Below are 19,894 nucleotides of genomic sequence, written 5' to 3' on the forward strand. Positions count from 1 at the left end.
CTACAGGGTCCCCAGGCTGGCGATGAACTGCTGGGCGGTGCGGGGGGAGCGGCCGGGGTGGCGGACGTCCCACTGGACGGCCATGGCGAAGAGCTCCTCCTTGGGCAAGCCGATGCCCGCCCGGCGGGCCAGCACCTCCACCAACTCCAGATACTCGGCCTTGGCAAGGCCCAGGTAGGGGATGCGCAGGCCGAAGCGGTCGGCCAGGGCGGTCTTTTCCTGGATGGTCTCGTCCCGGTCCACCTCGTCCCCCGCCCGGTCGGAGAAGGTCTGGCGCACCAGATTGCGGCGGTTGGAGGTGGCGTAGATGGCTACGTTAGCGGGCCGTGGCTCCAGCCCGCCCTCCAGGATGGTTTTCAGCACCCCGTAGGTCCGGTCGTCCTGGTCGAAGGCCAGGTCGTCGATGAAGAGGATGAACTTCTGCCGCCGGTGGCCCAGAGAGCGTATGAGCTGGGGCATCTGGTGGACGCTGCCCTTTTCGATCTCCACCAGCCGCAGGTCCTCCGCTCCGGGAAGGGAGAGGAGGGACTTGACGGTGGCGGACTTTCCGGTGCCGCTGTCCCCGTAAAGAAGGACGTTGTTCACCCGGCGGCCAGAGAGCATGGCCCGGGTGTTGGCCTCCACCTGGGAGCGCTGGAGCCGGTAGCCCATGAGCTCCTCGGGCCCCGGCGTATCGGGCCGGGCCACCGGCAGGAGCCGGCCGTCCTCCCACAAAAAGGCCCGGTAGCGGGCAAAGAGCCCGGCGCCGTGGGACCGGTACCACTCCGTCAGACCCTCAAAGGTGATGGCGGGGCCGGCGGTCCAGAGGGGCAGGCTCTCCGCCGCCCCGCGGCCCTCGGGGGGGAGGAGGGCGGCCAGAGTGTCCCGGAGGCCGGCGGGGTCCAGGGCGGCCAGGGCAGCCAGGGTCTCCACGTCGCGCCGGGCGGCGTCCGCCCAGAAGGGGGCCTCCAGCCTCACCTCGGCCCGGTGGGGCCAGGCCTCGTCGCTGTACCGCAGTTGGTCAGAGAGCCAGGCCCCCAGCCCGTCGCTCCCAGCCCGCCCCAGGCTGGAGACCAGCTCGGCCCAGGCGTCCAGGGCCTCCGGGCCCTGGCGGCCGGTCAGACGGGCCAGCAGGTCCAGCGCCGCCGCCAGCACCGGCTCCTTCAGCAGCCCCCGGTAGGCGGTCAGGCTCTTGAGCCTGTAATATAAGGTGTCCAGCTCCATATGGCAGTCCTCCTCCATGTCTCTTCTTATTCTAAAAGGTCCCGCCGCCGCTGTCAACGAAAAACGACTACTTGCGCCCGGGAGAAAAAGAGGTTAGAATAAATTTCAAACAAAAAGGAAAGAGGTGCGGTCATGGGAAACGACATCAAATCCCTCTCCGCGGCGGTGGAGGAGCGGATCATCCAGATCATCAAGGAAAATGAGCTTCAGCCCGGGGACCGTCTGGACACGGAGATGGAGCTGGCCCGCCGGCTGGGCGTGGGCCGGGGGACCGTTCGGGAGGCCATCAAGGGTCTGGTGTCCCGAAACATCCTGGTGGTGCGTCAGGGCTCCGGGACCTTCCTGGCTCCCCGGCCCGGCGTGGCCGACGACCCTCTGGGCCTCACCTTCGCCAAGCAGGACCGGCGTCTGGCACTGGACCTTTTGGACGTGCGGCTCATCCTGGAGCCGGAGATCGCCGCCATGGCCGCCGACCGGGCCACCGAGCAGGAGATCAGGCGGCTGGAGGGGCAGTGCGCCAAGGTGGAGCGCTTCATCCGGGGGGAGCGGCCCTATCAGCAGGAGGACGTGGAGTTCCACCGCTGCATCGCGCTGGCCAGCCATAACCAGGTGGTGGGCACCCTGGTGCCCGTGATCCACTCCTCGGCCAGCCTGAACATCGACCTGACCCGCAACGAGCTCAAGGAGAACACCCTGCGCTGCCACCGGGAGCTGGTCAACGCCATCCGCCGCCACGACCCCCAGGGGGCCCGGTACACCATGATCCTCCATCTGGCGGAGAACCGCCGCTATATCCAGGCGCCCGAGGAGTGAGGGGCGCGGTCTTAGCGGTGGGAAGAGGCGTTTTTCCGACAAAATTCATCCGATGATTTTGTTAAGAAATTATCAACTAAAAATAGACAAATGGTAAACTGCACAAAACAACAGAGGGAAAAACAGCACATATTCACAAAATACTTTTCAATAAAGAAAATTCCGTTGACAAACCGGTTTCATTGAGGTAGGATGAATTCGAAAACAGGGAACCACTTGATAAGGGATGTGAGAGTATGCCAGCCACTCGGCCTGGGCGGGAAAAGCGCGTGACCATTGACCAGGTGGCTCAACAGGCGGGCGTCTCCAAGACCACGGTTTCCCGTTATCTCAACGGGCGCTACGACGCCCTCTCGGACGAGACCCGGGAGCGGATCGGACTGGTCATCGACCGGCTCCACTACCGCCCCAACCGTATGGCCCAGAGCTTGAAGGCGCAGAACAGCCGGCTTCTGGGATGCCTGGTGAGCGACATCTCCAGCCCCTTCTCCGCCCTCATTGTCAAAGGCATCAACAGCGTGTGCCTGTCGGCGGGCTACCAGCTTCTTCTGGTGGACAGCGGGGACGATCCGGAGCGGGAGCGCACCGCCATTCGGGACCTCCTGGAAAACCAGGTGGACGGGCTCATCGTCAACACCACCGGACAGAACGACGAATACCTTATCTCCCTCCATGAGCGGGGCGTGCCCCTGGTCCTGGCGGACCGGTGCCTGTCGGCGCCGGGGCTCCTGGACACGGTGGCCACGGAGAGCTACCATATTACCTATCAGTGCATCACTTACTTAAAGAGCCTGGGCTATGAGCAGGTGGGCTTTTTCACCCAGGGAAATGAGCACGTGGCCCCCCGGATCCTCCGTTTCCAGGGCTACTGCGACGCCCTTCGGGACAGCTTCGGCCAGAACGGCGCCGAGCGGCTCTATCAGTTCCGGGTGGAGGACAAGAACGACTGTATCCGGCAGCTGGACAACTTCCGGAGCCGGTATCCCGGCCAACGGCTGGCCGCCTTCGCCGTCAACGGCGTGGCCATGCTGAACCTTTTGCAGGCGATCCGATCCACCAACATTCAGATCGGATCCGGATTCGGCGTCTGCGGCTTCGACGACTGGGGATGGGCGGACCTGATCCCGCCGGGGATCACCACTATCTCCCAGGATTCCTGGATGGTGGGCCGCCACTCGGCGGAGCTCCTTCTGGAGCGTATCGCCGGAAAGGGCCCCCAGCTCCCGGTCTACGAGGAGCTGCCCAACCGCTTGGAGATTCGAGGCTCCACCGTTACGGGCGATTGACGCCCCTTTTTTCGACGGGGCTCACAAACCGGTTTCAAAAAACGGTTTCACCCCGGTAAGGATGGTTGCTCCCGGCAGAGATGCCGGATCGCAATAAAGATTTTTTTCGAGGAGGAAAAAAAGAACATGTCTACTAAGAAATCTGCCCTTGCTATGCTCCTGGCCGGCGCCATGACCCTGTCCCTGGCCGCCTGCGGCGGCGGCGACACCACCGAGTCCAAGGCTCCCGTGGAGTCCACTCCCGCTGCTGAGAGTGCTGCTCCCTCCACTGACGGCGCCAAGGTCGGCCAGACCGTCCTGAAGCTCTCCTTCAACCAGACCCTTGAGAACCCCGAGGCCAAGACCGTCCTCGAGCTGTCCGACAAGCTCTACGACGCCACCGAGGGCCGCTATTCCCTGGAGGTCTATCCCTCTGAGCAGCTGGGCTCCCAGCAGGAGTCCCTGGAGCTGGTGCAGCAGGGCGCCATCGACATGGCCATCGTGGCCAACTCCATCGTGGAGGGCGTGAATCCCGACTTCGCCATCATCGGCACCCCCTACATCTATGACTCCATCGAGCATCAGAAGAAGCTGTTCCAGTCCGGCAAGCTGGACGACCTGTTCGCCAGCACCCAGGACAACGGCTTCACCGTCCTGGCCGCTTACAGCCTCGGGCCCCGCTGCCTGTACACCAAGGAGCTGATTACCACTCCCGAGGAGCTGGCCGGCAAGAAGATCCGCGTCATGCAGTCCGACACCATGATCCAGATGCTCAATAACATGGGCGGCGTGGGCACCGCCATGGCTCAGGGCGACGTGTACTCCGCCATCCAGGCCGGTACCCTCGACGGCGCTGAGAACAACATCATCACCTACACCGACCTCCTCCAGTACGAGGTCGCCCCCTACTACACCCTCACCAACCACCTGATGATCCCCGACGAGCTGATCATCAACAACGACGTGCTGGGCAAGATGTCCGCCGAGGACCAGGAGGCTCTGAAGAAGCTGTCCACCGAGTCCGTGGAGACCATGTTCACCCTGGCTGAGGAGCTGCGCGACCAGTACTTCACCGAGTGCGAGACCGAGCACGGCGTCACCGTCACCGAGATCGACATCAAGCCCTTCCAGGACCGCTGCCAGGGCCAGATCGAGGAGATCGCCAACCGCACCGACATGACCAAGTCCGTCTACGAGGCCATCCTGTCCCTGCGGTAATCGATTCCCCCTTAAATAGTTCCAATACTCTTACGTGACAGCAAGAGGCCCGCAGGCTCCTGCGGGCCTCTTCTGATAAAAAACAGAAAACCGCAAGCAAGAGAAAAGGAGGACCTTGTATGCAAGCGTTTACCGCTGTAAAGCGGGGAGTGGACAAGGTCATAGAATGGCTGTGCATCATCATCCTGGCCGTCATGACCGTGCTGGTGACCTATCAGGTCGTCACCCGCTACTTCTTCAGCAAGCCCAGCGCCATCTCCGAGACCCTGGCCCAGTACCTCTTCGTGTGGATGATCATGTATGGCTCCGCCTACGTGTTCGGCCTGAGAGAGCATCTGGACATCACCACCATCAAGGATAAGCTCCACGGCGTGCCCCTGCTGGTGGTGGAGCTGCTCATCAATGTGGTGCTGATCCTGTTCGCCGCCGTGGTGCTGATGTACGGCGGCCAGGCGGTTACCGCCCAGCAGATGGGCACCATGGACGCCGCCCTTCAGATCCCCATGGGCGTCATCTACTCCGCCATCCCCATCTCCGGCGTGTTCATCCTGTTCTACGCCATCTACAACATTTTCCTGGCGTTCCACAACTACAAGTCCGGCGTGACCAGCGTTGACAAAGACGCCGGCAGCACCATGTGAGAGGAGGAGACTGAATTATGGAACAAGCAGCAATCGCCGCCCTCGTCATGGTGGTGTCCATCGTCATCATGCTGGCCCTGGGCTTTCCCATCGGCCTTTCCATCGGCGCCGGCGCCGCCGCCGCCGTCATGGTGGTCCTCCCCTTCCAGCAGGCCATGATGACCGCCGCCAAGCGGACCTTTACCGGCGCCAACTCCTTCTCCCTGCTGGCCATCCCCTTCTTCGTGCTGGCGGGCAACATCATGAATAACGGCGGCATCGCCAAACGATTGATCGGATGCGCCCAGATATTGGCCCACAAGCTTCCCGGCTCCCTGGCCCAGACCAACATCGTGGCCAACATGCTCTTCGGCGCCATCTCCGGCTCCGGCGTGGCCGCGGCCTCCGCCATGGGCGGCATCCTGGGCCCCATGGAGGAGGAGGAGGGCTACGCCCGTGAGTTCTCCGCCGCCGTCAACATCGCCTCCGGCCCGACCGGCATGATGATCCCGCCCAGCAACATCATGATCGTCTACTCCACCGTGGCCGGCTCCGTCTCCATCGCCGCCCTCTTCATGGCCGGCTACGTCCCCGGCATCCTCTGGGGCGTGGGCTGTATGATCCTCACCGGCTTCATGGCCCACAAGCGGGGCTATGTCTCCACCGAGAAGTACCCCTTCCGTCAGGTCCTCAAGACCCTGTGGGCCGGCATCCCCAGCCTGCTGCTGATCGTCATTGTCATCGGCGGCATCCTGGGCGGCGTGTTCACCGCCACTGAGGGCTCCGCCATTGCCGTGGTCTACTCCCTGGTGCTGTCGGCGGTCTACCGCAGCATCAAGATGAAGGACCTGCCCAAGATCCTGCTGGCCAGCGTGAAGACCACCGCCGTCGTTGAGTTCCTGGTGTGCGTGTCCTCCATCATGAGCTGGGTCATGTCCTACGCCAAGATCCCCCAGATGATCTCCGACGCCATGCTGGGCATCAGCAACAACCCCATCATCATCCTCATCATCATGAACATCATCCTGCTGCTGGTGGGCACCTTCATGGACCCCACCCCCGCGGTGCTGATCTTCACCCCCATCTTCCTGCCCATCGTCCAGTCCTTCGGCATGCACCCCGTGCACTTCGGCCTGATGATGGTCATGAACCTCTGCGTGGGCACCCTGACCCCGCCGGTGGGCGCCATCCTCTTCGCCGGCTGCAAGATCGCCGACGTGAAGATCGACCAGGTCATCAAGACGCTGCTTCCCTTCTTCGGCGTGGTGCTGGTGGCCCTGTTGCTGGTGACCTATGTGCCCTTCCTGTCCCTGGCTATCCCCAACGCCCTGAAGCTGATCACCCTGCCCGCCGGCTTCAACATGTTCTTTGTGGGCGGCTGAGTCCGCCCCTCCTCTCCTCTTTTTATACTCCTCAATTCAATCTCTGACTGACGAAAGGAATCGTCTTGTATGGATAATCCGAAGATCATCATCTGTGACTGCGACCACAAGGACGTGGACACCGAAAAGGCCGTTTTCGACGCCGCGGGCTACGATTTCAAGTGGCTCCACTGCCAGACCCAGGAAGAGGTCATCGAGCAGTGCCAGGGGGCGGTGTGCTTTCTCAACCAGTACGCCCGGATGGACAAGAAGATTTTCGAGGCCATCCCCACCCTCAAGTTCGTGGTGCGCTACGGCGTGGGCGTGGACAACGTGAACCTGGAGGACGCCACCGCCTACGGCGTCCAGATCTGCAACGTGCCCGACTACGGCACCAACGAGGTGGCCGACCAGGCCTTGGCCCTCATGATGTCCCTCACCCGCAAGAGCTATATGATCGGCAACATGACCAAGGCCGGGGTGTGGAACTACATCGAGGCCGTGCCTGTCCACCGCCTCTCCACCCGCACCGTGGGCCTCATCGGCGCCGGCCGCATCGGCACCGCCTTTGCCGAGCGGGTGAAGGCCCTGGGCTGCAAGGTGATCGCCTTTGACGCCGCCTACGGCCAGCCCGGCTTCCACACCGCCGACTTTATCGAGTACAAGGAGACGGTGGACGAGGTGCTCTCCGAGGCCGACATCCTCTCCCTCCACTGCGGTCTGACCCCCGAGACCAAGGGCATGATGAACGCCGCCGCCTTTGCCAAAATGAAGGACGGCGCCTACTTCATCAACGTGGCCCGGGGCGGTCTGGTGGACGAGGACGCCCTGGAGGCGGCCCTCTCCTCCGGCAAGCTGGCCGGCGCCGGCATCGACGTGGTGTGCGCCGAGCCCCTGTCCAAGGACAGCCCCCTCTTCAAGCACGAGAACGTGGTAGTGACTCCCCACATGGGCTGGTACTCCGAGGAGTCCGCCGTGGAGCTCAACCGCAAGTGCGCCGAGGAGACCGTCCGCTTCATGAAGGGCGAGCCGGTCCACTACCCTGTGAACCACCCCAAAGTCTGAGAACAAACGCGGAATGCCGTCTGGCGGGTCAAGGCCCGCCATGCGGCATTCCCCCCATTCCATCCGATTCATCACCCAATATTTGGAGGCAGAAGCATATGCAGGCTATTATTTATGAGGGCCCCAGCAAGCTGGCGGTCAAAGATATCCCCATGCCCCAGGTCAAGGAGGGCTACGCCCTGGTGAAGGTGTCCCACGCGGGCATCTGCGGCACCGATCTGCACATCTACGAGGGCTCCCACCCCCGGGCCAAGGCCCCTCTGGTCATGGGCCACGAGTTCTCCGGCACCCTGGAGTCCGACGGCGTCCCCGGCATCGCCAAGGGCACCCGGGTCACCGTTTACCCCCTGCTCTCCTGCGGCCACTGCACCCCCTGCAAGGAAGGCAACGGCCACGTGTGCAACACCCTGGGCCTGCTGGGCATCGACTGTGACGGCGGCTTCGCCGAGTACGTCCAGGTGCCCAAGGAGAGCATCATCCCCCTGGCCGACAACGTCTCCAACAAGCTGGGCGCCTTTGTGGAGCCCGCCGCCGTGGCCGTCCACGCCCTGCGGGAGCGGGGCTACACCCCCGGTGACAATGCCATCGTCTTTGGCTGCGGCACCATCGGCATGGTCATCGCCCTGACCCTGCGGGTCTTTGGCTGCCAAGACCTGGTGATGATGGAGACCGACCCCGCCCGGGCCAAGCTGGCCCAGGATATGGGCTTCGAGGTCCAGGACCCCACCAAGGTGGGGCCCATGGGGGACTACTGCAAGTCCCGCACCGGCGGCGACGGCTACGATTGGGTCTTCGACTGCGCCGGCGTCCAGCCCGTGGCCAGCGTCCTGCTGGAGGCGGTGAAGGTGAAGGGCCACATCCTGGTGGTGGCCTCCTATTCCAAGCCCGCCTCCATGCCCTACTTCCTGGGTATGGCCAAGGAGTGCGACATCCAGTTCACCCGGGTCTACCGGCTGAAGGACTTCGCCCTGGCCGCCCAGATCGTGGGCGCCGACCCCAACTATGAGAAGGTCATCACCCACGTCCTTCCCGCTGCCGAGGCCCAGAAGGGCTTTGACCTGTGCACCACGAAGGGCTCCGGCGCGGTGAAGGTCATGTTCCAGTTTGACTGAGGAGGAGATCATAAATGACGAATCTGTTTGATCTGACCGGCAAGCGGGCCCTGGTCACCGGCGGCGGCCGGGGCCTGGGCCTGGGCATGGCCGAGGGCCTGGCCCAGGCCGGGGCCAAGGTGGTCATCCTGGGCTCCAGCGACGCCGTGCTGAAGGCCGCCGAGGACCTGCGTGCCAAGGGCCTGGACGTCACCGGCCTCCAGGGCGACCTCAACGACCGCCAGGGCATCCCCGCCGTCTTTGACAAGGCCGTGGAACTGCTGGGCGGCGGCATCGACATCCTCCTCAACAACGCCGGCGTCCAGCGCCGGAACCACTGTGAGGACTTTACCCTGGAGGACTGGGACACGGTGATCAACGTGAACCTGAACGCGGTCTTCGTGCTCTGCCAGCTGGCGGGGCGGAAGATGATCGCCCAGGGGGGCGGCAAGATCATCAACCTGGCCTCCATGCTCTCCTTCTTCGGTGGCTTTACGGTCCCCGCCTACGCCGCCAGCAAGGGCGGCGTGGCCCAGCTGACCAAGGCCCTGTCCAACGAGTGGGCGGGCAAGAACATCCAGGTCAACGCCATCGCCCCCGGCTATATGGCCACCGAGATGAACACGGCCCTTATCCACGACGAGGGCCGCAACAAGGAGATCCTGGGCCGGATCCCCGCCGGCCGGTGGGGCACCCCTGAGGACATGGCCGGACTGGCCGTATTCCTGGCCAGCCCCGCCTCCAACTACATCAACGGCGCCGTCATCCCCGTGGACGGCGGCTACCTGGCGAAATGACCCGCTGATTCGGGCGGACAAAGAAATGTTTGACCGGGCTCCGCCGGGAGGCGCGGCCCGAAAAGGGAGTTGTACGATATGGATGTAAAAGAATTGGGCTTCGCGCTGGCCCACATCGGCATCAACCAGGCGGACGCCGCCGAGGCCAAGCGGACCGTGGACACCCTGTGCGCCCTCTTCGGCTTTGAGAGCCGGGAGACCGACGGGTCCTACTTCGTGGGCAAGGACGAGTTTGAGGTCATGAAGATGCCCTTCCTGGGCCGTCTGGGCCACGTGGCCATCTACACCGACGACGCCGTCAAGGCCAAGGCCTACCTGGAGGAGAAGGGCGTTTTCTGCGACGAGAGCACCGCCAGCTACGGCCCCGACGGGCGGCTGATGGCCATTTACTTCAAAGAGGAGATCGCGGGCTTCGCCTTCCACCTCAAGCAGCGCTGAGACGGCGCCACACAGGCCGGGGGCCGGAGGCCCCCGGAGCAAAGGAGTGAACAGCATGGATATTCGTTATTCCACCGGCCCCAAGGATATGCAGCGCTACACCACCGAGGAGCTGCGCAGGGAATTCCTCATTGAGGATATGTACCGGCCCGACGCCGTCACCGCCACCTACTCCCACGTGGACCGCATGGTGGTGCTGGGCATCATGCCCGTGAACCAGACCTTGTCCATCGACCAGGGCATCGATGTGTGGGCCAACTTCGGCACCCAGTATTTCCTGGAGCGCCGGGAGGCGGGCACCTTCAACCTGGGCGGCCCCGGCGTCGTCGTGGCCGACGGCCAGACCTTCGAGCTGGACTTTGAGGACTGCCTCTACATCACCAAGGAGACCAAGTCCGTCACCTTCCAGAGCAAGGACCCCAAGAACCCCGCCCGGTTCTATCTGGTCTCCGCCCCCGCCCACAAGGTGTGCAAGACCACCTTCATCTCCATGAAGGACGCCAACAAGCGCCCCTGCGGGGACGCCGCCGCCTCCAACAAGCGGGTCATCAACCAGTTCATCCACCCCGACGTGCTGGAGACCTGCCAGCTGTCCATGGGCCTGACCAAGCTGGAGCCGGGCAATGTCTGGAATTCCATGCCCTGCCACACCCACGAGCGGCGCATGGAGATCTACACCTATTACGCCATCCCCGAGGACGGGGCGGTGATGCACTTCATGGGCCAGCCCCAGCAGACCCGGCACCTGGTGATGCGGAATTTCGACGCCGTCATCTCCCCCTCCTGGTCCATCCACTGCGGCTGCGGCACCAGCAATTACACCTTCATCTGGGCCATGGGCGGCGAGAACCAGGCCTTCGACGACATGGACAACATCAACGTCCCCGACCTGCGGTAACCTGCTTTTCTTGAAAGACTGTAACGACACTTGATTTTGCAAAGCAAAATCGTAGTGGAGTATGTCCCTTGAGGGAAAAGTAGGCAAAAGAACTTCCATAGAACACGAGGGAGCTGCTATCGCGCGCCTTTGTGCCCGGTAACGAAAGGAAATGCAATATGATCACTGACAAGAGTTTCCGCCTGGACGGCAAGGTCGCCCTCATCACCGGCGCCTCCTACGGCATCGGCTTCGCCATCGCTTCCGCCTACGCCTCCATGGGCGCCACCATCGTTTTCAACGACATCAACGAAGAGCTGATGCAGAAGGGCATGGCCGCCTACAAGGAGGCGGGCATCCCCGCCCACGGCTACGTCTGCGACGTCACCGACGAGGCGGCGGTCCAGGCCATGGTGGCCCAGATCGAGAAGGAGGTCGGCGTTATCGACATCCTGGTGAACAACGCCGGCATCATCAAGCGCATCCCCATGCTGGAGATGTCCGCCGACGAGTTCCGCAAGGTCATCGACGTGGACCTGAACGCCCCCTTCATCGTCTCCAAGGCCGTCATCCCCGGCATGCTGAAGAAGGGCGCGGGTAAGATCATCAACATCTGCTCCATGATGAGCGAGCTGGGCCGGGAGACCGTCTCCGCCTACGCCGCCGCCAAGGGCGGGCTGAAGATGCTCACCCGGAACATCTGCTCCGAGTACGGCGAGGCTAACATCCAGTGCAACGGCATCGGCCCCGGCTACATCGCCACCCCCCAGACCGCCCCCCTCCGGGAGCGTCAGCCCGACGGCAGCCGCCACCCCTTCGACCAGTTCATCATCGCCAAGACCCCCGCCGCCCGCTGGGGCACCACCGACGACCTGATGGGTCCCGCCGTGTTCCTGGCCTCCGAGGCCTCCGACTTCGTCAACGGCCACGTCCTCTACGTGGACGGCGGCATCCTGGCCTACATCGGCAAGCAGCCCTAACTTCCTTTTCTTTGAAAAGAAAAGGAAGCAAAAGAAACTTCCGTATCGCCTCGGCGGCGTGTCCTGGAACGGACGTTGGTGCCCGGTGACGGAAGGTGCATTGGAACCAAGGAGTGGATCGGAATGATTTCTAAACGCATTTTGACGGTGGGGGAGCCCATGGGCCTCTTCATCGCCCAGGAGGAGGCCAAGCTGGAGAAGGTCAAGCACTTCTCCACCTCCGTGGCAGGAGCCGAGTTCAACGTGGCCGTGGGCCTGACGAGGCTGGGCCACAAGGCGGGCTACCTCACCAAGGTGGGGGAGGACCCTTTCGGCCGCCAGATCATCAACTGCATGAATGAAAACGGCATCGACACCGCCCTGACCCAGATCGACCCCGCCCACCGCACCGGCTTCATGCTCAAGAGCAAGACCAGCGAGGGCGACCCGGACATCTACTATTTCCGGGCCGGGTCCGCCGCCTCCACCATCTCCCCCGAGGACGTGAAGGACGTGGACCTGAAGCAGTGGGACGCCATCCATTTGAGCGGCATCCTCCCCGCCACCTCCGAGACCGCCCTGGCCACCACCTACTACCTGATGGCCGAGGCGCGGAAGGCGGGCATCCCCATCTTCTATGACCCCAACCTGCGGCCCCAGCTGTGGCCCAGTAAGGAGAAGATGGTGGAGGAAATCAACAAGATGGCCGCCCTGGCCGACTACGTTCTCCCCGGGGAGAACGAGGGCCTGACCCTCTGCGGCAGCAAGGACCCCCAGGTTATCGGCAGGTTCTATCTGGACCTGGGCGCCAAGACCGTCATCGTCAAGACCGGCGCCGACGGGGCCGAGACCTTCACCAAGGACGGCTCCTTCCACACCCCGGCCTATCCCCCCAAGAAGATTGTGGACACGGTGGGGGCGGGGGACGGCTTCGCCGCCGGCGTGGAGAGCGCGCTGATGGAGGGCCTCTCCCTGGAGGAGGCGGTCCGCCGGGGCAGCGCCATCGGCACCATCCAAATCATGCACGTCAGCGACAACGAGGGCCTTCCCACCCGGGAGGAGCTCGAGAAGTTCATGGCGGAAAACAAGCAGAAATAAGGGAGTGATTTCCGTGGAGATGCAGGAAATTCTCTACAAGGTGGGCATCGTGCCCGTCATCAAGATGGACTGTGTGGAGCACGCCGTCCCCCTGGCCAGAGCTCTGGCCAACGGCGGTCTGCCCGCGGCGGAGATCACCTTCCGCTCTGAGGCTGCCGCCGGGTCCATCCGGGCCATCGCCGAGGCGGTGCCCGAGATGTTCGTCTGTGCCGGCACCGTCCTGACCCCCGAGACCGCCCAGCAGGCGGTGGAGGCCGGGTCCAAGGCCGTTATCAGCCCGGGGCTCAACCTGGAGACGGTGCGCTGGAGCATCCAGCACGGCGTGCCCGTCATCCCCGGCACCGCAACCCCCTCCGAGGTGGAGGCGTGTATGCGGGAGGGCCTGGAGCTGGTGAAGCTGTTCCCCGCCGAGGTGGTGGGGGGCGTCAATATGCTCAAGGCCATGGCGGGGCCCTACGCGGGCATGAAGTTCATGCCCACCGGCGGGGTGAAGCCCGGCAACGCCAAGGACTATCTGACCCAGAAGAACGTCCTGTGCTGCGGCGGCACCTGGATCGTGCCCATGGACCTTCTGGAGGCCGGGAAATTCGACGAGATCGAAAAGCTAGCCCGGGAGGCCGCCCAGCTGAGGGACTCCGTGCGCTGAACCACAGAAAAAGACGGCGGGATACACATTTGTGTATCCCGCCGTCTTATTTCAGCCCCTTGATGGTGAGCATGGAGGTCTCCCGGAAGATGTGCAGCAAGGGCTGGAGGTCCTTGTCCTTCAGCTTGACCCGGTTCTCCATCATGATGCACACATCCATCCAGAAGAGGTAGAGGGCCACCTCGAAGGAGTCCCCCAGGAAGGCGGGGACGAAGTCTGCCTGGATGAGGAAGATGGGCAGCTTCCGCTTCTTGAGGCCGGTAAAGCGCCCCTCCACCCGACGGTTGCCGTAGACTACCCGCAGAGGGGGCGGGAAGCCGGGGAGGGAGGCGACGAAGATCTCCTTCCCGTCGGGGGAGACGGTGGGCTCCTCCAGGGCGTCGTCCCAGGTGAGCCGGGAGTCCCGAATGCCCACGTTGCCCTCGATGTTCCGGGTCAGCTCCCGGGGGAGAAAGACCCGCCGCTGGTCCAGTTTGCCGTCCCGCTGGAACCAGTCCCACAGCTTGTCCTGGTCAAAGTGGAAAATCACCGAGGTTTCTTGAAAGGTGTGCTCCAGGGGAAAGACCGCCTCGTCCCGGGCGGGGGGGTAGCTCTGGGGGCTCCGGGCGGTGGAGCGGAGCACCCGCCGCCATTCGTTGCGCCACTCGTTGGCGAAGGAGCAGCCCTTGAGCCAAGGGGCGTCAAAGAGGGTGGCCTGGGCGGCGTAGAGTTCTTCATAGGTCATAAAAGCCCGCTCCTTTTTTCCTGATGTTGTACCACAGGCGCAGGGCCCCCGTGGGAGTGCTTTCAATAAAGGAAGGATAAAAGAGGTTTACGGCTATTATACCACGGATTTCCCTCATTTTCCACAACGAAAAAGGGAAAGGAATATCTTGACAAAAGAAGGGGAAAGCGATACTATAAACTTATAGTATACAATCGGTATGCAGGAGGAGCCTATGGAGTTTACCTGGAATGAGGAGCAGGGACGGGTCAAGGTCACCCTGCGGTGCCTGCTCCAGAACGGGGACGGGATGTTCTGGCTCTACGGCGGAGACCGGCCCCACCTGGGGGCGGTGGGGATTTGGTCCCGGGGAGAGGAGCCCCAGGTCACCGTCTTTCCCGGCCATAAGGAGGGCGTGGTGGTCCAAGAGGCGGTCTGCCGGCTGGCCGGGTCCGGAAAGCTGGGGAACGTCACCTTGGGCTGCGGGATCCATCTGGACCGGATCACGCCGGAGGAGATTGCCCTTGTGCTCACGCTGTGCCGCCGGCTGACCGGCCGGCTGATCGAAACGCTGGAAAGGGGGGAGGCGTGATGGAGCCCAAGCGATTGGTCGTAGCCCTCACCGGGGCCACGGGGGCCATCTATGGGATCCGGCTGCTGGAGGTTTTGAGGGGCATGGAGGGGGTGGAGACCCATCTGGTGGTCAGCCGTTGGGCGGAGGAGACCATCCGGGTGGAGACGGACTATACCCCGGAAGCGGTGCGGGCTCTGGCGGACAAAAGCTATGACGCCCATGCCCTGGGGGCGGCCATCTCCAGCGGGTCTTTCCGGACCATGGGTATGGTGGTCCTGCCGTGCAGCATGAAGACCCTGAGCGCCATCGCCAACGGCTATGACGAGGACCTGGTGGCCCGGGCCGCGGGGGTGACCCTCAAGGAGGGGCGCCTTCTGGTGGTGTGCCCCCGGGAGACCCCACTGAGCCCCGTCCACCTGGAGAATATGCTCAAGCTCAGCCGTATGGGGGTCCGGGTGGCGCCCCCTATGCCCAGCTTTTACCACCGGCCCAGGACGGTGGACGATCTAATCGATTACCAGGTCATGCGGGTGCTGGACCAGTTCGGGTTGGACCATGCCGCTGGCCGGCGGTGGGGAGAGGCGGAAGAGTGCCGGTAGGATGGCGGGAAAGAGAGAAAAGGTTGGTGCGAAAATATGGCAAAAAACGCGCTGAAAAATGTGGCGTATGAGTATTTGCTGAACGCCATCATGTCTTACGAGCTCAAGCCGGGGCAGGTCATCGTGGAACAGGAGGTCTCCGACCAGCTGGGGATCAGCCGCACGCCCATCCGGGAGGCCTTCAAGCAGCTGGAGTCGGAGGGGCTGGTCCACCATTTTCCCTCCCGGGGCACCTTTGTGACCAATCTGACGGTGCAGGACGTGGAGGAGATCTTCCAGCTGCGGGAGATGTTTGAGCTCACCGCCCTCAAGTCGGCCATCCACCGCATCACGGAGGAGGAGCTGCGGTACATCGAAGGGCGGCTTCGCTACCTGGACGACAAAAAGAGCGAGGAGCCCTCCACCAAGGAGGAGTTTTACGGCTCCGACCGGGAGCTTCATGAGCTGATTATGAAGTATTCCGGAAATTCCCGCATGGTGAAGTTCCACCGCACCCTGGAGGCCCAGCTGGAGCGGCTGCGCCGCATCTCCTCCATGACCCCCATGCGCCTGTCCAAGTCCAGACAGGAACATCTGGATATCCTGAACGCCTTGAGCGACAGGGATCTGGACGCGGCCACCGATGCCCTGCGCCTGCATCTGCGCAACATCAAGTCGAGCACCCTGGCCGTCTGCCGCAGCCAGTCCGTCGTCTACTGACCGCCTCGTTTTTCCACAGGCGCCCCGCTCCGGGGCGCCTGCTTTTTTGTTTGTACCAAAGAAAAAACAATCCTTTGCGGATTGAACAAATCGCCGGGAATGAAATTAGTTGAAACAACAATCTTGTCAAATAGAGACAAAAAGGTGTTGCTTTTTGTCGAATGAGACGGTATGATTTGAGCATAAAAGATTGTATACAACGAAAATACAAATGAGGCAAAAGGACAATCCAACTTTACAAGCAATTTTTTAGAGCCAAAATTGTATACAAGTGGTATCCAATCTAAAGCAAAAGGGTCAATATTTGAAGGAGGTAAAATAAAATGGCAGATTTGAGAGTTACGGTGAACGGTGTCACATTCCCCAACCCCGTGATCGTGGGTTCCGCGTCTCCCTCCATGGATTGGATCGGTGTGAAAAAGGGCATCGAGGGCGGCTCCGGCGGCGTGATCGTCAAGTCCCTGTTCGGGGAGAAGGGCCGTCTGGGCCGCAGCTTCCCCCGTCCTCGCTTCAAGCTCTATGACTACAAGAACTATCCCGGCTACCCCGAGAAGCTGCCCCACGCCTTCACGCTGAACTCCCTGGAGGAGTGCTCCCACTTCGGATATCAGGAGTACATGGAGGACGTGAACAAAGCCAAGGACGCCGTGGGCGATAAGGGCATCGTCATGGCCAGCCTCTCCGGCGTCACCCTGGACGAGTGGGAAGAGATGGTGGGCCTGGTCAACGAGACCAACGCCGACTGGGTGGAGCTCAACGTCTCCTGCCCCTTCGCCGCCGACATGGGTGTGAAGATGGGCGCCGGCGCCGTGGATATGACCGCCGACGTGGTCCGCACCTGCGCCAAGCTGCTGAAGAAGCCCTTCAGCGTCAAGGTCTCCCCCCAGACCGTGGACCAGTCCAGCGTGGCCCTGGCCTGCCAGGAGGCCGGTGCCCAGTGCATCAACCTCTCCGCCCGTTTCTCCGGCTTCGATCTGGACATCGACCAGGCCCGTCCCGTGGGCCCCGGCGCCCAGGGCGGCTGGGGCGGCCCCTACTTCATCGGCTACGGCCTGAAGAACGTGGCCATCGCCGCCAAGAAGCTCAGCGTGCCCATCATCGCCGGTCTGGGCGTGTGGGATTGGCGCGACATCATCAAGTATACCATGGTGGGCGCCCATCTGGTGCAGTCCGGCGTGGGCATCATGCTCCAGGGCTACGACGTGGCCAAGAAGTGGAACGAGAACATCAGCCAATGGCTGGACGCCAGGGGCTACAGTTCCCTGGACGACATCCGCGGCATGGCCCTGCCCAACGTGCTGAAGACCGCCGAGGTGGAGCGGGCTCCCGAGGGCGTGTACGGCAAGGTGGATTATGAGAAGTGCACCAAGTGCGGTGTGTGCAAGCGCAGCTGCTTCTACGACGCCATCACCCTCACCAAGTGCGGCGCCGTCATCGACCAGCACAAGTGCGACGGCTGCGGCATGTGCATGGAGGTCTGCCCGGTCAACGCCGTGAGCATGACTTCCGCCCAGCATCGGGTCTGATTTTCAAACGACCGCCGGGAGGGTGAGGAAATGAGAGAGATACGCTGCGACGTCCTGGTGGTGGGCGGCGGCGCCGCCGGCAGCCGGGCCGCCTACGAGGCCAAACGGGCCCACCCCGAGCTGGAGGTGATGCTGGTCGTCACCGGCAGCTTTGAGGCCGGCGGCAGCACCAACATGGTGGCCTCCGAGGCCCTGGGCATCAACGCCCCCTTCGACTACGAGAAAGACGGGGACGACCCGGAGGTCTACCTCATGGACACCCTGGAGACCGGCGGCGGCCTGGGGGACCCGGCGCTGTGCCGGGTCCTGGCCCAGGAGTCGGCCGACCGGGTGGGGGAGCTGATGGACCTGGGGGTCCGGTTCATCCGGGAGGGGGACCACCCCCAGCAGCAGAAGCTCTCCGGCTGTACCAAGGCCCGCAGCCTCACCTGCGGCGGGAGCACCGGGCGGCAGATCACCGTCTGCCTCAAGGCAGCGGCTCAGGAGCGCAACGTGACCATCCTGGAGGACACTCAGATCGTGAAGCTCCTCCAGGACGGGAACAGGCGGGTGACGGGCGCCGCCGGGATCTGCCGGGGAAAGCCCACCCTCTTTCGGGCCGGGGCGGTGGTCCTGGCCACCGGCGGGGCGGGGAGCATCTTCTCCGTGAACGTCACGCCCCCCAGCCAGACCGGGGACGGCTGGGCCATGGCCTACGAGGCGGGCTGCCGGTTTGTGAACATGGAGTTTTTCCAGATCGGTCCCGCTGTGGCCAAGCCCGGATTCCAGTTCATCATCCACAGCCACATGTGGCGCTTCCTCCCCAAGCTGACCAACCGGGATGGGGAGGAATTCCTGGGCCGGTACTGCCGGGACGGGGTCACCCCCGAACGGGCGCTGGAGCTCAAGGCCATGTCCTACCCCTTCTCGGTGCGCACCGACGCGAAGTACGTGGACATCGCCGTGTTCCAGGAGTTGGCGGCGGGCCGGGGCGGCCCCAACGGCGGCGTTTTCTTCGACGTGACCCACGTGTCCAGGGAAGAGCTGCTGGAGAAGGCCCCCATCACCTATCACACGCTGCTGAAGGCTGGCATCGACTGCGCCGGCGAGCCCCTGGAGCTGACCATGGCGGTGCAGAACTTCAACGGCGGCATCCTCATCGACGCGAACGGCTTCACCGGTGTGGAGGGCCTCTACGCCGCCGGAGAGATCACCGGCGGCGTCCACGGCTCCGACCGGCCGGGGGGCAACAACCTGACGGACACCCAGGTCTTCGGATACCGGGCGGGCCGGGCGGCGGCAGATGCCGCGGCCCAGGCCAGGCCCAGCTTCGCCGGGGACGCTCTGGAGGGGCTGGAGCTGGAGGTCCTCCCCTGGGAGCGTTCGCTGGTGAAGGAGAGCGAGGAGCTCTATTACCGGGAGCTGACGGTGGTGCGGCGGGAGGAAGGGCTGAAAAAGGTCCTGGACTTTGTGGACGCCCACCTCCGCCCCGGCATCTCCGTACCGCTTTACAACCGGCTGCTCCTGGGGAGGCTCTTCGCCACGGCGCAGCTGGCCCGGACCGAGAGCCGGGGGACCCACTACCGGGAGGACTGCCCGGAGACCGACCCCGCCTGGCGGCGGAGGATGGTCTATCAAAAGGGCCCCGCCGGGGAGCCGGTCCTCTGCAAGGAATAGAAAAGAGGGAATACCTTATGTCCAATTTTGACGCGGAGCGCCGCCGCAGGTTTGAGGCGCTCTCCACCACCAATGTCTCCGACGCCATGGACGCCCTGGGCATCCGGGGCGCCACCTATGGCATCCGCCCCATGTGGCACACCATGGACAGGGTCCTGGGCCCCGCCGTCACCCTGAAGATGACGGCGGCGGGGGAGACCAAGGGAAAGTACCACCTGGGGGTCAAGGCCATCGACGCGGCCCAATCCGGGGACGTGATCGTGGTGGACAACGGCGGCCGGATCGACACCTCCTGCTGGGGCGGCGTCCTGGCCACCGGAGCCAAGCTGAAAGGGATCTCCGGCGTGGTCATCGACGGCGCCTGCCGGGATCTGGACGAGTGCGTGGAAGTGGGCTTCTCCGTCTACGCCCGGGGCACCGTGGTGGCCACGGCCCGGGGCCGGGTCCAGGAGGAGGCCACCAACGTGATGGTCCAGTTCGGCGGGGTGCAGGTGCGCCCCGGAGACATCATCATGGGCGACAAGAGCGGCGTGGTGGTGGTCCCGGCCGAGCGGGTGGAAGAGGTCCTGGAAAAGGCCGAGTCCCTCTTTCAAAAAGAGGAGGCCATGGTGGCCATGATCCGGGAGGGCAAGACCATGACGGAAATGGACGACGCCTTCCAATATGAAAAAATGCTCAAATAGAAG

At 63.4% G+C, this 19,894-nt stretch carries 21 protein-coding genes; 19 read left to right on the plus strand and 2 right to left on the minus strand.

Translation table 11 applies throughout. The annotated features are described in order from the left end of the window. On the minus strand, positions 1-1,203 hold the full coding sequence (locus tag AAEU42_RS01370) for an ATP-binding protein (RefSeq protein WP_342231724.1): 1,203 nt from the start codon (positions 1,201-1,203) through the stop codon (positions 1-3). A 132-nt stretch (positions 1,204-1,335) separates the two neighbouring features. Here AAEU42_RS01370 and AAEU42_RS01375 point away from each other — a divergent pair, with 132 nt between their 5' ends. From AAEU42_RS01375 to AAEU42_RS01435, 13 genes are all read left to right on the plus strand, one after another. Further along, positions 1,336-2,016 carry a FadR/GntR family transcriptional regulator gene (locus AAEU42_RS01375; RefSeq protein WP_342231725.1) on the plus strand — a complete coding sequence of 227 codons (681 nt, stop codon included), beginning with the start codon at positions 1,336-1,338 and terminating at the stop codon, positions 2,014-2,016. A 269-nt stretch (positions 2,017-2,285) separates the two neighbouring features. Continuing rightward, positions 2,286-3,302, plus strand: a complete 1,017-nt coding sequence (locus tag AAEU42_RS01380) for a LacI family DNA-binding transcriptional regulator (protein WP_342231726.1) — start codon at positions 2,286-2,288, stop codon at positions 3,300-3,302. A gap of 126 nt (positions 3,303-3,428) precedes the next feature. Further along, complete coding sequence (locus AAEU42_RS01385) at positions 3,429-4,499, plus strand: TRAP transporter substrate-binding protein (protein ID WP_342231727.1); 1,071 nt, start codon at positions 3,429-3,431, stop codon at positions 4,497-4,499. 119 nt (positions 4,500-4,618) lie between these two features. Then, positions 4,619-5,140 (plus strand): TRAP transporter small permease, encoded by a 522-nt coding sequence (locus AAEU42_RS01390; RefSeq protein WP_342231728.1) that lies wholly within the window; start codon positions 4,619-4,621, stop codon positions 5,138-5,140. 17 nt (positions 5,141-5,157) lie between these two features. Next, positions 5,158-6,501 (plus strand): TRAP transporter large permease, encoded by a 1,344-nt coding sequence (locus AAEU42_RS01395; protein WP_342231729.1) that lies wholly within the window; start codon positions 5,158-5,160, stop codon positions 6,499-6,501. Between the two features lie 69 nt (positions 6,502-6,570). Further along, positions 6,571-7,545 carry a C-terminal binding protein gene (locus AAEU42_RS01400; RefSeq protein ID WP_342231730.1) on the plus strand — a complete coding sequence of 325 codons (975 nt, stop codon included), beginning with the start codon at positions 6,571-6,573 and terminating at the stop codon, positions 7,543-7,545. Between the two features lie 98 nt (positions 7,546-7,643). After that, positions 7,644-8,657, plus strand: coding sequence for a zinc-dependent alcohol dehydrogenase (locus AAEU42_RS01405; RefSeq protein WP_342231731.1), 1,014 nt, complete (start codon positions 7,644-7,646; stop codon positions 8,655-8,657). A 14-nt stretch (positions 8,658-8,671) separates the two neighbouring features. Continuing rightward, positions 8,672-9,433, plus strand: coding sequence for a 3-oxoacyl-ACP reductase FabG (gene fabG / locus AAEU42_RS01410; protein ID WP_342231732.1), 762 nt, complete (start codon positions 8,672-8,674; stop codon positions 9,431-9,433). A gap of 78 nt (positions 9,434-9,511) precedes the next feature. Beyond that, entirely contained in the window at positions 9,512-9,871 is a 360-nt protein-coding gene (locus AAEU42_RS01415) for a VOC family protein (RefSeq protein WP_342231733.1), read from the plus strand. A gap of 55 nt (positions 9,872-9,926) precedes the next feature. Next, complete coding sequence (gene kduI, locus AAEU42_RS01420) at positions 9,927-10,769, plus strand: 5-dehydro-4-deoxy-D-glucuronate isomerase (protein WP_342231734.1); 843 nt, start codon at positions 9,927-9,929, stop codon at positions 10,767-10,769. Between the two features lie 158 nt (positions 10,770-10,927). Then, on the plus strand, positions 10,928-11,728 hold the full coding sequence (locus AAEU42_RS01425) for a gluconate 5-dehydrogenase (RefSeq protein ID WP_342231735.1): 801 nt from the start codon (positions 10,928-10,930) through the stop codon (positions 11,726-11,728). A gap of 123 nt (positions 11,729-11,851) precedes the next feature. After that, positions 11,852-12,805, plus strand: coding sequence for a sugar kinase (locus tag AAEU42_RS01430; protein ID WP_342231736.1), 954 nt, complete (start codon positions 11,852-11,854; stop codon positions 12,803-12,805). 19 nt (positions 12,806-12,824) lie between these two features. Next, entirely contained in the window at positions 12,825-13,451 is a 627-nt protein-coding gene (locus tag AAEU42_RS01435) for a bifunctional 4-hydroxy-2-oxoglutarate aldolase/2-dehydro-3-deoxy-phosphogluconate aldolase (RefSeq protein WP_342231986.1), read from the plus strand. Positions 13,452-13,497: 46 nt separating this feature from the next. Here the strand turns inward: AAEU42_RS01435 and AAEU42_RS01440 are convergent, their stop codons facing one another. Continuing rightward, positions 13,498-14,175 (minus strand): hypothetical protein, encoded by a 678-nt coding sequence (locus tag AAEU42_RS01440; protein ID WP_342231737.1) that lies wholly within the window; start codon positions 14,173-14,175, stop codon positions 13,498-13,500. A 214-nt stretch (positions 14,176-14,389) separates the two neighbouring features. Between AAEU42_RS01440 and lpdD the strand changes: the two genes are divergently transcribed. The 6 genes from lpdD (at position 14,390) to AAEU42_RS01470 (ending at position 19,891) form a co-directional block, all read left to right on the plus strand. Then, positions 14,390-14,746 (plus strand): prenylated flavin chaperone LpdD, encoded by a 357-nt coding sequence (lpdD, locus tag AAEU42_RS01445; RefSeq protein WP_342231738.1) that lies wholly within the window; start codon positions 14,390-14,392, stop codon positions 14,744-14,746. Further along, positions 14,746-15,327, plus strand: a complete 582-nt coding sequence (locus tag AAEU42_RS01450) for a UbiX family flavin prenyltransferase (protein ID WP_342231739.1) — start codon at positions 14,746-14,748, stop codon at positions 15,325-15,327. Before lpdD ends, AAEU42_RS01450 begins: the two co-directional genes overlap by 1 nt. 36 nt (positions 15,328-15,363) lie before the next feature. Then, entirely contained in the window at positions 15,364-16,026 is a 663-nt protein-coding gene (locus AAEU42_RS01455) for a GntR family transcriptional regulator (RefSeq protein ID WP_342231740.1), read from the plus strand. A gap of 323 nt (positions 16,027-16,349) precedes the next feature. Continuing rightward, positions 16,350-17,552 (plus strand): 4Fe-4S binding protein, encoded by a 1,203-nt coding sequence (locus tag AAEU42_RS01460; RefSeq protein ID WP_342231741.1) that lies wholly within the window; start codon positions 16,350-16,352, stop codon positions 17,550-17,552. 30 nt (positions 17,553-17,582) lie between these two features. Next, positions 17,583-19,208, plus strand: coding sequence for an FAD-binding protein (locus tag AAEU42_RS01465; RefSeq protein ID WP_342231742.1), 1,626 nt, complete (start codon positions 17,583-17,585; stop codon positions 19,206-19,208). A gap of 17 nt (positions 19,209-19,225) precedes the next feature. Next, positions 19,226-19,891 carry an RraA family protein gene (locus AAEU42_RS01470; protein WP_342231743.1) on the plus strand — a complete coding sequence of 222 codons (666 nt, stop codon included), beginning with the start codon at positions 19,226-19,228 and terminating at the stop codon, positions 19,889-19,891. The last annotated feature ends 3 nt before the right edge of the window (positions 19,892-19,894 follow it).

This window comes from Pseudoflavonifractor phocaeensis (genome assembly GCF_038439875.1).
Lineage (GTDB): Bacteria > Bacillota > Clostridia > Oscillospirales > Oscillospiraceae > Vermiculatibacterium.